Below are 14,075 nucleotides of genomic sequence, written 5' to 3'. Positions count from 1 at the left end.
AATTTTCTGAATATTAGGAAAGAGAAATCATATTTGCATTTTCTGAAGCGCATAACAACCGGAGGGGAGATGAGCAATTTTCTGAATATTGGGGAAAGGGAAATAATAGGCAAAAATTTTTATTGCGCTATCGCAACACAGAAAAATCAGAAATAGAAATTTGATAGTAGCTTCGGCGTGAACTTCCCACCCCTCCGACAAACTTTTCCCAGAAATCAGAAATTACTTAGGCAAAAACTTCTATTGCGTATAGCGCAACAAATAAAAATTAAAAATAAAAATTTGATTAAATCTGCCATTAGACTTTGGTTTCTCTGAGCAAAAACTTCTATTGCGTATAGCGCAACAGAGAAAAATCAGAATAAAGTGTTTGGAAACCAAACCCCTACAGACTGCTTCTGAAAAATTTTCTCAGAAACCAAAAAATACTGAGCAAAAATTCCTATTGCGTATAGGGCAACAGAGAGAAATCAGAAATAAAAATTTGATTCAATTTATTTATTCAACACATTTTTCCTACTAAAAGGCGATCGCTCATCTTCAAGAATTTTCCTAGAAGCAGTGCCAGAGAAATATAGTCATCTTGTGGAGCTTTCAGCAAATACTTATTTTTCCCTCCATCACTCCTCAGTGCGCCAACAGCTTCAAAGAATGAAGCTCCTAAAGCGCCTCAAAGTATTTTCAGTTCCATCCCCACAATTTTTGTGATATGATAATAACTATGAGGGGTCGTTCGCCTATACACATGACTTTTTATTCAACGCAATTTCCCTACAAAAAGGCGATCGCTCTATTTCAAGAATTTCTTAGAAGTAGTGACAGAAATATAGTCATCTTGTGGAGCTTTCAGCAAATACTTGTTTTCCCCTCCATCCATCCCCAGTGCAAAGCTAACCACATCTTCATTCTGTGAGGCTCCTAAAAAAACGCGTCTCAAAGTATTTTCAGTTCCATCCCCACAATTTTTGTGATATCATAATAACTATAATGGTTCGTTCGCCCCTACACATGACTTTTTATTCAATGCAATTTCCCTACAAAAAGGCGATCGCTCATCTTTAGAAATTTTCCGAGAAGCAGTGCCAGAAATATAGTCATCTAGTTGAGCTTTCAGTAAATACTTGTTTTCCCTCCATCACTCCTCAGTGCGCCCACATTTTTATTCTGTGAAGCTCTTGAAAAAAACGCGTCTCAAAGTATTTTCAGTTCCATCCCCACAATTTTTGTGATATCATAATAACTATAATGGTTCGTTCGCCCCTACGCATGATTTTTTATTCAACAAAATTTCCCTACAAAAAGCCGATCGCTCATCTTCAGGAATTTTCCTAGAAGGAGTACCAGTTATTACCTCAAATTTTAACCTTTAACCTTTAACCTTTAACTTTTAACTTCCCTTCCCCATCAATTTCTAAAATTGTCTTCGGAAAATCTTTTTTTGTAAGGTGCTGAATTAACTTAATACTCCGACCATACTTATCAGGATAAGGAATACCCTTACTATTCAAATGAACAGGCAAAATCTTACCCGAAACAAAATCCCCTCTAGGATTAATATCCACTTCTAATACCAAAGAATATCCCAACTGAGCCTTACTAGACAAAGTACGATATCCCATGAAATTACCAAGAGAATAAGCAATTAACTTCCCTTGATAAACCTCCATTGCTCTAGGGACATGAGGACCATGAGCCAAAATTAAATCTGCACCTTCATCTATTAACGTATGAGAAAATAAAATTTTATTACCTCGATTTTCACCAAAAAAATATTCAGTCTTATTCTTAATTCTCAACGCCCTAGTTCCCTCTGCACCAGCATGAACAGAAATAACAATAATATCTGCATTTTCATCTGCTTCTCGGACAAGTTTTTTAGCAGATTCCAAGTCAAGCATAGAATTATGATAACTATAATTACTAAAAGCAATAAACGCTATATTAACCCCTTTCACTTCACGATAAACAATTTCTCCTTTTTTCCCAACAGCTTGCATACCAGCATTTTGAATATTAGCAATTGTATCTTCAAACCCTTGCTTTAAAAAATCGAAAGAATGATTATTCGCCACACTCAATACATCAAAACCAGCATCTTTCAACAAATATCTATAATTCGGTGGTGTTCTAAAAGCAAATACCCTACCACTCCCCATTTTTTTGCCACTTCTTGGATAACTTGTTAAGGTACTTTCAAAATTGCCAAAAACAATATCTGCATCTTGTAATAGAGGTTTTACAGATGCAAATAACTCTTGTTTTTTCGGATGTAATTTATTCTTAGGATAATTAGTGCCAGGAATAATATCCCCCACTGCTTTAATCGTAATTCTAGTATCAGGATTAATCGGAGATTTAATAGATGATAAAACAAACTCAGAAACCTCTGATAAATTAAGTTGATTTTGAGTTTGTACAATTTGAGGAGTAGCTACGGTCGATACTGCTGACTGTCTAACTTCTACTGCTGAAGAGTTTTGTTGAGGTCTTCGTTGTGGTTGAGAAATATTTGAAATAATTGTAGGTAGCTTGTAATTATTAGAATTGAAAACTAAATTTGATACAGGAATTAATGCTATGCCAATAGTGCTTAATAATAGCCAAATAGCTTGATTTTTCTGAGGTAAAAATTGCCAAGAAGTATCATAGGAAGAAAAGATTTTTTTTGTCCTAGAGCGATTATTTCTTTTTCTCACAGGTCGGTTGAGATTAACTGGAGAAAAATCTACATTTTTATCTTCACTTTTACTTATCTCTGGATTAGTCTTAACTACTTCTGGAGCATTTAATTCCATCTGTTGAAATAGCAAAGGCAGAGCAGGTTCAAGAGATTCTTGGGAAGAGTTTGTATTTTCTGGCTGCCACCAAATTGTCCCTACTCCGGCTGGATGGTATATGGTAGGTCTATATAATTCGATAACTTCTGTCCACTCCGGGATGGTGTTACCTAATCTTCGCCCGTAAAGATTGACAAAATCAATCGATGATGCGTTAAGGCGCTGCATTCCTTGATGAATTACTCTAATACAAGCTTGGCGATCTGGCAATTGAGAGCTTTCCAGTAGAAGATGCAGATTATTTTTCTGAATACTAACCTTAGCTTTAACTCCGATAGTTGTTAATGCTTGGTTGATGAGAAAAGCGATCGCTTGAGGGTCTCCTTGTTTTGCTCTTGTTAAAATTTCTTGTTGACTCACAATTATTATCCTTACACCGAAAATATAAGCTAAATTCAATACACCAAAAATATCAACTAAACTAAATCATGATATAGCTCAAACAAATAGAAATGTTAAGTAAGTAGGTGGGAAAATTGACAAGTATGTCCGAAGCGACTAGAACAGATAAGTTTGATGCTAGTAAAAATTTAGAACATTGGGCTTTTTATCAGTTAGAGTTGTTTACTAGGTACAAAGATTGTAAGAGCTAATGTTACATTAATTTGGCATTAAGTACTTAATAGGAAGCTCTCAGGAGATGAAAATTATGGAAAGTAGATTATTGGTAACCGGGGGTGCTGGATTTATTGGTTCTAATTTTGTCCATTATTGGTGTGAAACCTATCCTAATCATCGAGTAGTTGTATTGGATGCTCTGACTTACGCTGGTAATCAGGAGACTTTAGCTGATTTACAAAACAGACCAAATTTCCGTTTTGTCCAGGGAGATATTTGCGATCGCTCATTAGTAGATAGGTTACTCCAGGAAGAGGATATAGATACAGTAGCCCACTTTGCAGCAGAATCTCATGTGGATCGGTCTATTCTTGGCCCGGCAGCTTTTGTGCAAACTAATGTTGTGGGTACTTTTACTTTGTTAGAGGCGTTCAGAAGTCATTATTCCACTGTTGCCCAAAACCCAGACCGGAGGTGTATATTTCTCCATGTTTCAACTGATGAAGTTTACGGTAGTTTAAGTTCAGAAGATTCTGCTTTTACAGAAACCACACCTTATGCGCCAAATAGTCCCTATTCTGCATCGAAAGCAGGAAGTGACCATCTGGCTAGAGCTTATTATCATACTTATGGTATCCCGACAGTTATTACTAATTGTTCTAATAACTACGGACCGTATCATTTTCCTGAGAAATTAATTCCTCTGATGTGCATCAATATTTTATTAGGAAAACAATTACCAGTTTATGGTGATGGGCAAAATATTAGAGATTGGTTGTATGTGATAGATCATTGTCGGGCATTAGATACGGTAATTCACAAAGGTAAACCAGGAGAAACTTATAATATTGGTGGAAATAATGAGGTAAAAAATATTGATTTAGTGCGAATGTTGTGTCAAATTATGGATGAATTAGCAACTGATTTACCAGTACAACCTTGTGAAAGGTTAATTACTTTTGTTAAGGATAGGCCAGGTCATGATAGACGTTATGCTATTGATGCGACAAAGATTAAAACTGAGTTAGGTTGGCAACCTTCAGTAACTGTTGAAGAGGGGTTACGTCAGACAGTAGAATGGTTTTTGAATAACCGAAATTGGTGGGAGCCATTGTTATCTGAAGAATATCAAGCTTATTATCAGAAAGTTTATGCAAGCTCTTAAATTGGGAATTGGTAATTGTTAATTAGTAATAGTTTTTTGATTATTAGCTGCTAGTTCTTCTATTTTCTGCAAGTAGTCTTTTCTAGCAACTATCCCAATGCACAATTAGTTAGTTTTAGAGTTTTCGAGGTTACTACTGTTATAAAAATCCTATTTGAGTTGTAGGTAAAAATTATGGGAATTAGAGGCTAGACAAGCAGAAACAGAAATAAGGCTTTCAAATTTTTGATCTATAAAGTTCTCGATGTTTGATGGATAATTTCAGACTGCTAAGTACCGGGAAAAAATTAATTACATATTTTGCCATTCCCCTTTTGCCAATTTCAACTAGAAAATTTATTTTGCACAACTATTTATTGTATCCAGCAGTTTTTGAGTATTAGAGGTACAAATTTTGAATAATTTAGGTAATACTCAATGCTGGTAACAGAAATATTTTTTTACCATACCTTATAATCCTAAAAATTGCTGTTAAGATTACCTCACAAATAACCGAAGCCAAAATTTTGGAGTATTAAGTATTAGATTTTTTGTACAGTACAACAAGAGAAAAAATGAAAAAATTTGCTCTAATCACAACATTATTAATAACTTCAAGCTTCATAACTTATCCTAAAGAAGTTTTATCTGAAAATGCTCCTACTTATGTACCTGGACATTGGCAACCAGAAGCTCAAGCCGCAGATTCAAAACAACCAATTACACTAAAGATTTTAAATCAGACTGGAAAAGCTCTCAACTATAACTTAATTCCAGAAGTAGAAAGAATTTTGCCCGCAGGAAGAAGTAAAAATATCAGAGTTGACTTACAAAGTATACCTGACGGTTATGGCACAGTAAACATATATAATGACAGTTTACTTACTTATGAATATAGTGCAGAGGGTAATATAGTTACAGTTAGAGTTAAACCAGGTTCAGAAGCAACTGACCATAAATCAGTTTATATTTCTCCCACTGGCAGAGTTTATTCTTTTTAACTATTAACTATAAATGGTCGGCCAAGTTGAAATAAGAAAAACTATCACGGTAGCGATCGCTAAAATTCCTTGAATTATATTTCCCACAATTGTGCCGACCACTATACCTATTCCAGCTTTTACAGATAATTTAGCCCTCTGAGCAAACTCTAAATCTTTCCGATACAAAAATTCTCCAACAACTGCTCCGAAAAAAGGTCCAATCAACATCCCTAATAAAGGTCCGCCAAATGGTAAAGTTGGTAAGAGACCAAAAAAACCTAATGCCAGGCCAATAAAACAGCCTGTTTGTCCCCATTTACTAGCACCTGACTGTTTTGCTCCCCAATAAGTAGGGCTTGCTGAAAAAGTATGAAAAACTTACACAGTAATGATTTAAAGCATTTTGAACCAGAAATTGTGCCCGGTTTTCAGCTAAAATACACTCTTATTCCAGGTATCTAACTGCACGCACCATGTACAGAAAAGTAGGCCAACATGATACTACACCAGAAAATTTTGAACTACCATTCAATGGTCAATTATCCCCAGACAATCGTTGGGTAGTGATGGCTAATTTAATTTATTGGTCAGAATATGAAGATGAATATGCGCTTTTATTCTCTGAGGAAAGAGGAGCGCCTGCCTTATCTTTTAGAATGGCATTAGGGGCATTAATTATTAAAGAAAAACTAGGGATAAGTGATAGGGAAACAGTAGAGCAAATCAAGGAAAATCCATATTTACAATACTTTATCGGTCTTGAATCCTATAACAGCTAATCTCCTTTTGATGCCTCAATGTTGGTTCACTTTAGAGAAAGAATAGGTATGGATTTAATTAATAAAATTAATTCAGATATGGTGAAAACTCAGGGTGAAAAGAAGGAAGATGAAGGAAAAAAAACTACAATATTAGAAGAAATCAATTCAATCAAAAATCAAGGTAAATTAATCATAGATGCCACCTGCGCCCCCGCCGATATCAGTTATCCAACGGACTTAAATCTATTAAATCAAGGGAGAAAATTCACAGAAAAAATCATAGATATTCTGTATAAACCTATCAAAAGCCAGTTTCAGGAAAAACCAACTACTCAGCGTCAAACAGCTAGAAAAGAATATTTAAAGGTAGCCAAAAAAAGACGACCTACTAGTATAGAAATTAGGAAAGCCATCAAAAAAAACTGAAATATGTAAGTAAAAACTTAACCACCATAAAGCTACTAATAAAGAAGGGTGCAAGTCTAGAAAGTCTGAGTAATAGACTTTATAAAATATTGTTAGTAGTGAGTGAAGTATATCGTCAGCAACAATGGATGTGGGAGAACAAAGAACAACGAATAGATGACAGAATAGTAAGTATAAATCAACCTCATATACGCCCAATAGTGAGAAGAAAAGCAGGAATTAACACAGAATTTGGAGCAAAATTATCTGCAAGTTGTATTGACGGATACGTATTTTTACACCGAATAAGTTGGGATAACTATAATGAATCAGGGGATTTAAAGGCTCAAGTTGAACAGTTTAAAAATTACACAGGTCATTACCCAGAGTCAGTTCATGCAGACCAAATTTACAGGACAAGAGAAAACCGCAAATTCTGTAAAGAGAAAGGTATTAGAATCAGCGGTCCTCCTTTGGGAAGACCACCCAAAAATATTGATAAAGAACAGAAAAAGCAAGCCCAGTTAGATGAAAGATTGCGGAACCATATTGAGGGTAAATTTGGGCAAGCAAAAAGAGGATTTAGTCTGGCAAAAGTGATGGCAAAACTTCCTGAAACTTCTATGACTGCGATTGCCTCCGGCACAGCGAAGCTATCGCAATTACTTTCTTAGTAATCAACCTTTCCACCCTCACGGGAAGAGGCTTTTTCTCTTTTTTTGTACTTTTTTGGAGAAAAAACTGTTTTGGCTATGTATAGCAATGAGCGCTGGTATATTTACAAATTGCAGGATTTGCCCAATAGCTAAAAGTCTTATGTTATCGGCAATTTATTCCCTCTGTTGCCTCTCTTGGTCAGCATTCCGCAAGCGAGCTGCCGGCGACGCGGGGTCTGACCGCTGTTGCCTGTTGCCTGTTGCCTGTTGCCTGCACACAGCGCTATATTTAATCATTTCAAATTATAGTTGAATATAATAATGATAATCAAAAATTATCATCAGTTTTTTTTGAATAAAAAATCAACCGTTTTCAGATTTTTTCAGCAAGCCCTATTTAATCAGCAAACTCTAATTGAGCCAAAAACCTTGCACTTTTTCAGCAATATTTAACCCTGGAAGCCTTAACTGGTATTGATTACAATTTTATTCAGCAAGTCCTAATTATTATTATTAATAGCTTGTGTACTATGTATTTTTGTTTATAAACCTTATAGTTACTTTCAGGCAAAGCTTTCAATAGCTAGTCTGAGATACTACATTTTGACGTGTGGGATGTAGGTTTAATATTTCAAGCCTCCGACTTCAGACAGAGGTACTGATAACTGATAACTGAAATGACCTGTATTATTGATTCTATTTAATTTCTCTCGACAAAGTATCTGTCAATTTATCTGCTATTCCTGAAATCCAATTTTCATCTTGTTTAGTATAACTGCGAGGTGAATTTGCGCCTAAGATCATTACACCATTTTTACCAATAGGTTGACAAATAACACCTTGAGTATTTTCTGGTAAATAATTAAATTCAATACGACCGGGATAAACTTTTAAATCTACTAAATAAATAGGTTTTTGTTTCTTCAAAACTTGCTTAAAAATAGCTCCCGGTTCTACTTGTGAGTTAGATGGTAAAATTCCTCTTTTTAAGAAGACTTTGTTTTGATACCAAATAATAATAGTTTTAGTAACTGTATTGGTTAATAATAAACTAGAAGCCCAGGCAAGTTCATTTTTTGCTCTTTCTGATAACTCAGGCAAAAGTTCAAATCCTGATTCACCAATTAATTCAACAGTATCAGGAGAACGTGCTTGTATCTGTTGCCAAAGTAAACCAGTCAAAATCAAAAAAGCACATAAAACTACCCCCACTACATCAGAACGAGCTTGGGAAGCTAAAAGATTAGGGGTAAACAATCGATTAACCATGAGTAAAGTTCCACCTAATCCTCCTACTATTATAGGCAGCATTCGTAAGACTTGATTTTGGTCTGATTTAGTCATATTTTCACTTAGTAAATTATCACTTATCGGTTATCAGTACCTCTGAGTGAAGTTACTGATAGAATTATCCAAAAATCAAAAATAAAATCAATTATGCTACAAAAATTATCAATTATTTTTCCCTACTCCCTAGTGCAGGATAGCAGAAATAACTAACCAATTACAAAATCCTAAAAGCCTTACCAATCAATACTTTTGAATTTTGACTTCCGCGTAGCAGTACTACTCCCTAATCCCTACTCCCTGCTTATATTTCAACCAACTTCACCAGGCTCAATAATACGTTGAAATAAATAACCAGTACCCCGAGCAGTTAAAATCAATTCTGGATTACTTGGATCGTCTTCTAACTTAGCCCTCAGCCGAGAAATATGAACATCCACTACCCGCGTATCTACATGGCGCTCTGGAGTATAACCCCAAACTTCCTGCAAAATCTCAGACCTAGAAAAAGGTTCTCCAGAACGACTTACCAACAACTCCAACAAACTAAACTCCATACCAGTCAGCCTAATTCGTTCATCCCCTTTGTAAACTTGACGCTTATTCGTATCAATTCTAATACTGCTGACCTGAATCACACCAGAACTAGGAATACCAGAACTCCCATTCTTATCAACTCTACGTAATACAGAACGAATTCTTGCTTCTAATTCTTTCGGAGAAAAAGGCTTAACAACATAGTCATCAGCACCTAACTCTAAACCTGTAATTCGATCTGCAACATCTCCCAAAGCAGTCAGCATAATTATGGGAATATCAGATTCTTTCCGCAACTCCTGACATACACCATAACCATCTAATTTTGGCATCATCACATCTAATACCACTAGATCGGGTTCCGTATTGTGAAAAGTTACTAAAGCTTCCTCTCCATCAGCAGCAGTTACAACATCATAGCCAATCATCGACAGCCGAGTTTCTAAGATACGACGGATACTTGCCTCATCATCAACAACCAATATTTTTTCTTTATGATTTTCCACTTTTCCTAACACTCCTTCATTTAGATTTATAATTATATTAATTTTCTTAACTCTATCATCAAAATAACAACAGAAATTACCATTATGTATTACTTCTTATGCTGAGGATGAGTGAAACTTTAGGCTTTTTTATATTTACGAGTGAATATTAAATTATTTTAAGAAATGCCAAAACAGAAAATAAAGTATGTTTGTGGAGAATGTGGGTATGAGTCTACTCAATTTTTGGGCAGATGTCCTAGTTGTCATACTTGGAATTCTATGACGGAGGAGATAGAAGAAAAAACTGTAACGACTTTACAAAGATTGGGACTGACTGATATTGGTATTGGCAGTCAAACATCTGAATCAGATAAGTCTTCTGGTCAACCAAGGGCATCTTTTCTATTATCCCAGATTTCTGACCAAAGTTTGTCCAGAATGCCTTCTGGATTTGAGGAATTGGATCGAGTACTTGGTGGTGGAATTGTTCCTGGTTCCTTGGTTTTGATTGGTGGAGAGCCTGGTATTGGTAAGTCTACTCTTTTGTTACAGGTGGCTAATCAGTTGTCTAGTAGATGTCGAGTTTTATATGTGTCGGCAGAAGAGTCTGGACAACAGGTAAAATTACGTTCGCAACGTTTAATTGTTAATCTCAATGAAGTAGAGGAAGAGGATAAGGATAATGTTTCAAATATTGAAATGGATGAAGATTTATCCTCAAATGAAAATAAGGATATTGTTTCAAATATTGAAATGGATGAAGATTTATCCTCCAACGAAGGTCAACAGAGTAATGACAATGCTGAAACTATAAAAGATTCCACTACAGATTCTCAGGAAAATTTATTTTTATTGCCAGAAACAGATTTAGAAGTAATTTTAAGAGAGTTGGAATCTCTCAAACCATATCTTGCTGTGATTGACAGTATCCAAACAATTTATTTTGCTTCGCTGACTTCTGCTCCTGGTTCCGTTGCTCAAGTGAGGGAATGTACTTCCGCATTAATGCAAGTAGCAAAGCGGGAAAATATTACTTTATTAATAGTCGGTCATGTTACTAAAGATGGTGGTTTGGCAGGTCCTCGTGTTTTAGAACATTTGGTAGATACAGTTCTATATTTTGAGGGCGATCGGTTTGCCTCCCACCGTCTGTTGCGTTCTATGAAAAATCGTTTCGGTGCTACTCACGAAATTGGAGTATTTGAAATGGTGGCGAATGGTTTAAAGGAGATATTGAATCCCTCAGAGTTATTTTTAGGAAGTAGGGATGAATATGCTTCTGGAACTTCTACGGTTGTTTCTATGGAGGGTACTCGCCCAATAGTTGTAGAGATTCAGGCATTGGTTAGCCCAGCAAGTCATGGTGCACCTCGGCGTTCTACTACTGGAATTGATAGTGGTAGGTTGCAACAGATTTTGGCAGTGTTGGAAAAACGGGTCGGCATTCCTTTATCTAAGTTAGATACTTATGTAGCGACCGTGGGGGGTTTGAGTGTTGAAGAACCTGCCGCAGACCTGGGAGTTGCTATTGCAGTAGTGGCTAGTTTTCGCGACCGGGTAGTTGACCCCAGAATTATTTTGCTGGGAGAGGTTGGTTTAGGTGGCCAGGTACGACCTGTATCTCAGTTGGAATTAAGGTTGAGAGAGGCTGCGAAGTTAGGTTTTAAGAGGGCAATTATTCCGAAAGGTCAGCAACCGCCGGACTTAGGAATGCAAATATTGCCCATTGCTAAAGTGATAGATGCAATAATTGCTGCTATTCCGGCCCAACCTCCGACGATGGGGAGTTAAGGTTTTTTTGTTAAAAGTTATTAGCTAGGAAGTTAAGTTTCCTGGCTGTTTTTTTGCTAACTTTTAGTTTTCAGCGATTGCAATGTTAATAGATGACTAAACAAATTGAATAGATTCTGGAACGGCTCCATTATAAAAAGTATCATAGTCGGTAACTGTTCCACGGGCATCAACTTTTTTCCCAAAAGTTTTCTTAGAAATAGGTAGTAAAACATTTGCTCCCCCAAGAGGTTTGTAGTCAATTCCCTTATGTATAGCTGCTGCAATTAGAGCGCTATTACAGATGTAGTTTCTTGCCCAGTTTTCTGCATAATGTTTCAATCCATAGGAACCCATGGTGAAACTTTTTATAAATATACAATTACTCAACCAAGCTTTTGACCATAAAAATGGGTTTCAAGCCTCGCCCTTCTAGGGCGACTTTTTAGTTAATTTTTGTCTATAAATATGTTACTATATTATTAGTTTGATGCGTCAAGTTATGAAAGCTAGATTTAAGTACCGTATATATCCAACCCCGGGACAAAAATACCGATTAGCCAAGCTATTTGGCTGTGTCCGTGTGGTTTGGAATGATAGTCTAGCTTACTGCCAACATAGGTATAAATCAGGAGAAAAGAAATCTACTAATTCAGAACTACAAAAGCTTTTTATTACTCAAGCTAAAAAGACTGAAGAAAGAGAATGGTTGTCAGAGGTTTCTAACATACCATTGCAGCAATCATTGAATGATTTAAACCAGGCTTATCAAAACTTTTTTAAATCAACTCAAGGCAAGAGAAAAGGTAGACCTGTTAAACCTCCTAAATTTAAAAGTAGAAAGTCAAAGCAAACTGCTAGGTTTACAAAGGGAGGATTTAAAATTGGTCAACACAAAGTTTATTTGGCTAAGATTGGAAAGCTGAAAATAGTTTGGTCAAGAGAGTTACCTGCTCCTCCATCATCAGTAACAGTAATCAAAGATTCAGCTCATAGATATTTCTTAAGTTTTGTAGTAGAAATACAACCAGAAATCTTACCTCAAACTGATAATTCAGTAGGTATAGATTTAGGTATCAAAACCTTTGCTACATTTAGCGACGGCACAAAGGTTGATGCTCCTAAGCCACTGAAGAAACGAATTAAGAAGTATCAAAAGTTAAGTAAGTCATTATCTAATAAAACTAAAGGGTCTAAAAGGTATGAAAAAGCCAGGGTTAGAGTAGCTAAATTCCATGCCAAGCTGAAAGATACAAGGACAGATTTTCTACATAAATTATCTACTGAAATAATTCGTGAAAACCAAACAGTTGTTTTAGAAGATTTAAACGTTTCTGGTATGATTAAGAACCGTAAATTATCCAAAGCAATTTCAGATCTAGGTTGGAGACAATTCAGAACATTCCTAGAAGGAAAAGCAGAAAAATATGGTCGCGATTTCAGAGTAATTAATCGTTGGGAGCCAACATCCCAAATTTGCTCAAATTGTGGCTTTAAAGGTGGCAAGCTAGACCTGAAGGTGCGAGAATGGGAGTGTCTCAACTGTGGTGCAAAACATGATCGAGACTTAAATGCAGCAATAAAGTGCGATTCGTTTCCCTTAAATCTTAATAGAGGGACAGGGAGCGTGGCTAAAGTAACCAAATCAAGGTAGAGTTCGCACTTGAATCCTTTAGCCATGACAACTTCATAACCTTGTAAGTGAGGCCAAAGTCCCAGAAAAATGGCCAAGTCTTACCCAACAAGCACTGTAGTGAAAACATATTCCCCAGGGTAGCGACTAGCCATCAATCCCTGAAGCGGGAATAAAAGCGGAAAGGAGCGGGGAATCTACCCCTAACCCCGTGAGTAAGTTCTCATGGATAGCGAAAGCAAAGGTGCGTATGAATCACCGTTACAGCAAACCAGCGAAAAAAGATTGATACGCTGGGAGTACCAAAAGGTCATCAACATAGGGTGTCAAGAGGATTTTAATCGACTTGATAGTGCATCCCCAAATTTCGGTGAAAAGTGCCGTCCTCAAAGAACAAACCAAAGGTGATGAGGAACGAAGTAACCCGATTAAATCTCTCAGGCAAGGTCGATTATCCTGAGTAGTCAGCTAAGACGCAAAATCTAGGAATCTAGGAAATAACCGGGAAAGATTGGGTCAAAAGCAAAAGCTCTAGGTAACTCTAGAGATAAGCAGACGGACTCACGATCAAACAGATTATGTAGTCGTAAGTAGCAGTTAATACGTGATGAATGAGGCCACAAGGTTAGAGTATAAATGGGAAACAATCCCCTGGCAAAAGCTAGAGAGGAGCGTGTTGAAGCTGCAAAAGCGAATATATAAAGCATCTCAACGTGGCGACGTTCAAACAACCCACAGACTCCAGAAATTATTGATGAAATCCTGGAGTGCAAAATGTATAGCGGTTCGTAGAGTAACTCAAGACAACCAAGGGCGAAAAACGGCAGGAGTGGACGGTATGAAGTCACTAACCCCAAAGCAACGTTTGGAACTTGTATCAAAATTACACTTGAGTTCAAAGGCCGACCCGACCAGGCGAGTGTGGATTCCCAAGGCAGGGAAGGAAGAGAAACGGCCTTTGAGTATACCTACAATGAAAGACCGAGCAACACAAGCACTTGTCAAAATGGCACTAG

Annotated in this window: 11 protein-coding genes and 2 pseudogenes; 6 read left to right on the top strand and 7 right to left on the bottom strand. The window is 36.6% G+C overall.

From position 1 onward, the window contains the following. Positions 1-790: 790 nt before the first annotated feature. The gene (locus tag AC3DU7_RS02985) at positions 791-937 is read right to left on the bottom strand and encodes a hypothetical protein (protein WP_488037881.1); all 147 of its coding nucleotides are present in this window, start codon (positions 935-937) and stop codon (positions 791-793) included. 436 nt (positions 938-1,373) lie between these two features. Beyond that, positions 1,374-3,197 (bottom strand): CapA family protein, encoded by a 1,824-nt coding sequence (locus AC3DU7_RS02980; protein ID WP_488037880.1) that lies wholly within the window; start codon positions 3,195-3,197, stop codon positions 1,374-1,376. A 289-nt stretch (positions 3,198-3,486) separates the two neighbouring features. Between AC3DU7_RS02980 and rfbB the strand changes: the two genes are divergently transcribed. Beyond that, positions 3,487-4,560 carry a dTDP-glucose 4,6-dehydratase gene (gene rfbB, locus AC3DU7_RS02975; protein WP_488037879.1) on the top strand — a complete coding sequence of 358 codons (1,074 nt, stop codon included), beginning with the start codon at positions 3,487-3,489 and terminating at the stop codon, positions 4,558-4,560. Positions 4,561-5,114: 554 nt separating this feature from the next. Next, positions 5,115-5,540, top strand: coding sequence for a hypothetical protein (locus AC3DU7_RS02970; protein WP_488037878.1), 426 nt, complete (start codon positions 5,115-5,117; stop codon positions 5,538-5,540). Between the two features lie 3 nt (positions 5,541-5,543). On the opposite strand, the pseudogene AC3DU7_RS02965 reads toward AC3DU7_RS02970, so the two are convergent. Next, a pseudogene (locus AC3DU7_RS02965) lies at positions 5,544-5,861 on the bottom strand (DUF456 family protein); the annotation flags it as partial. A gap of 134 nt (positions 5,862-5,995) precedes the next feature. Here AC3DU7_RS02965 and AC3DU7_RS02960 point away from each other — a divergent pair. After that, positions 5,996-7,448: pseudogene (locus AC3DU7_RS02960) on the top strand (IS5 family transposase). A 70-nt stretch (positions 7,449-7,518) separates the two neighbouring features. Here the strand turns inward: AC3DU7_RS02960 and AC3DU7_RS02955 are convergent. From AC3DU7_RS02955 to rpaB, 3 genes are all read right to left on the bottom strand, one after another. Further along, positions 7,519-7,641, bottom strand: a complete 123-nt coding sequence (locus AC3DU7_RS02955; protein ID WP_488037877.1) for a hypothetical protein — start codon at positions 7,639-7,641, stop codon at positions 7,519-7,521. 399 nt (positions 7,642-8,040) lie between these two features. Further along, on the bottom strand, positions 8,041-8,688 hold the full coding sequence (locus tag AC3DU7_RS02950; protein WP_488037876.1) for a cofactor assembly of complex C subunit B: 648 nt from the start codon (positions 8,686-8,688) through the stop codon (positions 8,041-8,043). 254 nt (positions 8,689-8,942) lie between these two features. Further along, positions 8,943-9,674 (bottom strand): response regulator transcription factor RpaB, encoded by a 732-nt coding sequence (gene rpaB, locus AC3DU7_RS02945; RefSeq protein WP_488037875.1) that lies wholly within the window; start codon positions 9,672-9,674, stop codon positions 8,943-8,945. A 165-nt stretch (positions 9,675-9,839) separates the two neighbouring features. On the opposite strand from rpaB, the gene radA reads away from it, so the two are divergent. After that, complete coding sequence (gene radA, locus AC3DU7_RS02940; protein WP_488037874.1) at positions 9,840-11,447, top strand: DNA repair protein RadA; 1,608 nt, start codon at positions 9,840-9,842, stop codon at positions 11,445-11,447. Between the two features lie 96 nt (positions 11,448-11,543). Here radA and AC3DU7_RS02935 read toward each other — a convergent pair whose 3' ends face one another. Then, positions 11,544-11,783: a hypothetical protein gene (locus AC3DU7_RS02935; protein WP_488037873.1), complete on the bottom strand. Its 240-nt coding sequence runs from the start codon at positions 11,781-11,783 to the stop codon at positions 11,544-11,546. A gap of 133 nt (positions 11,784-11,916) precedes the next feature. Here AC3DU7_RS02935 and AC3DU7_RS02930 point away from each other — a divergent pair, with 133 nt between their 5' ends. Both AC3DU7_RS02930 and AC3DU7_RS02925 read left to right on the top strand, forming a co-directional pair. Further along, entirely contained in the window at positions 11,917-13,080 is a 1,164-nt protein-coding gene (locus AC3DU7_RS02930) for an RNA-guided endonuclease InsQ/TnpB family protein (RefSeq protein ID WP_488037872.1), read from the top strand. Between the two features lie 586 nt (positions 13,081-13,666). Beyond that, the coding region (locus AC3DU7_RS02925; protein WP_488037871.1) for a reverse transcriptase N-terminal domain-containing protein at positions 13,667-14,075 on the top strand (409 nt) is incomplete at its 3' end.

It is taken from the genome of Okeania sp., assembly GCF_983059655.1.
The sequence above is the reverse complement of the archived record's forward strand: the minus strand, read 5'-3'. Positions and strand labels throughout refer to the sequence as shown.

Excerpts from the sequence above, each read along its gene's own strand:
- radA (WP_488037874.1), top strand. The coding sequence starts at position 9,840 with ATGCCAAAACAGAAAATAAAGTATGTTTGTGGAGAATGTGGGTATGAG.
- AC3DU7_RS02930 (WP_488037872.1), top strand. The coding sequence starts at position 11,917 with ATGCGTCAAGTTATGAAAGCTAGATTTAAGTACCGTATATATCCAACC.
- AC3DU7_RS02970 (WP_488037878.1), top strand. The coding sequence starts at position 5,115 with ATGAAAAAATTTGCTCTAATCACAACATTATTAATAACTTCAAGCTTC.
- rfbB (WP_488037879.1), top strand. The coding sequence starts at position 3,487 with ATGGAAAGTAGATTATTGGTAACCGGGGGTGCTGGATTTATTGGTTCT.
- AC3DU7_RS02950 (WP_488037876.1), bottom strand. The coding sequence starts at position 8,688 with ATGACTAAATCAGACCAAAATCAAGTCTTACGAATGCTGCCTATAATA.
- AC3DU7_RS02955 (WP_488037877.1), bottom strand. The coding sequence starts at position 7,641 with ATGATTAAATATAGCGCTGTGTGCAGGCAACAGGCAACAGGCAACAGG.
- AC3DU7_RS02935 (WP_488037873.1), bottom strand. The coding sequence starts at position 11,783 with ATGGGTTCCTATGGATTGAAACATTATGCAGAAAACTGGGCAAGAAAC.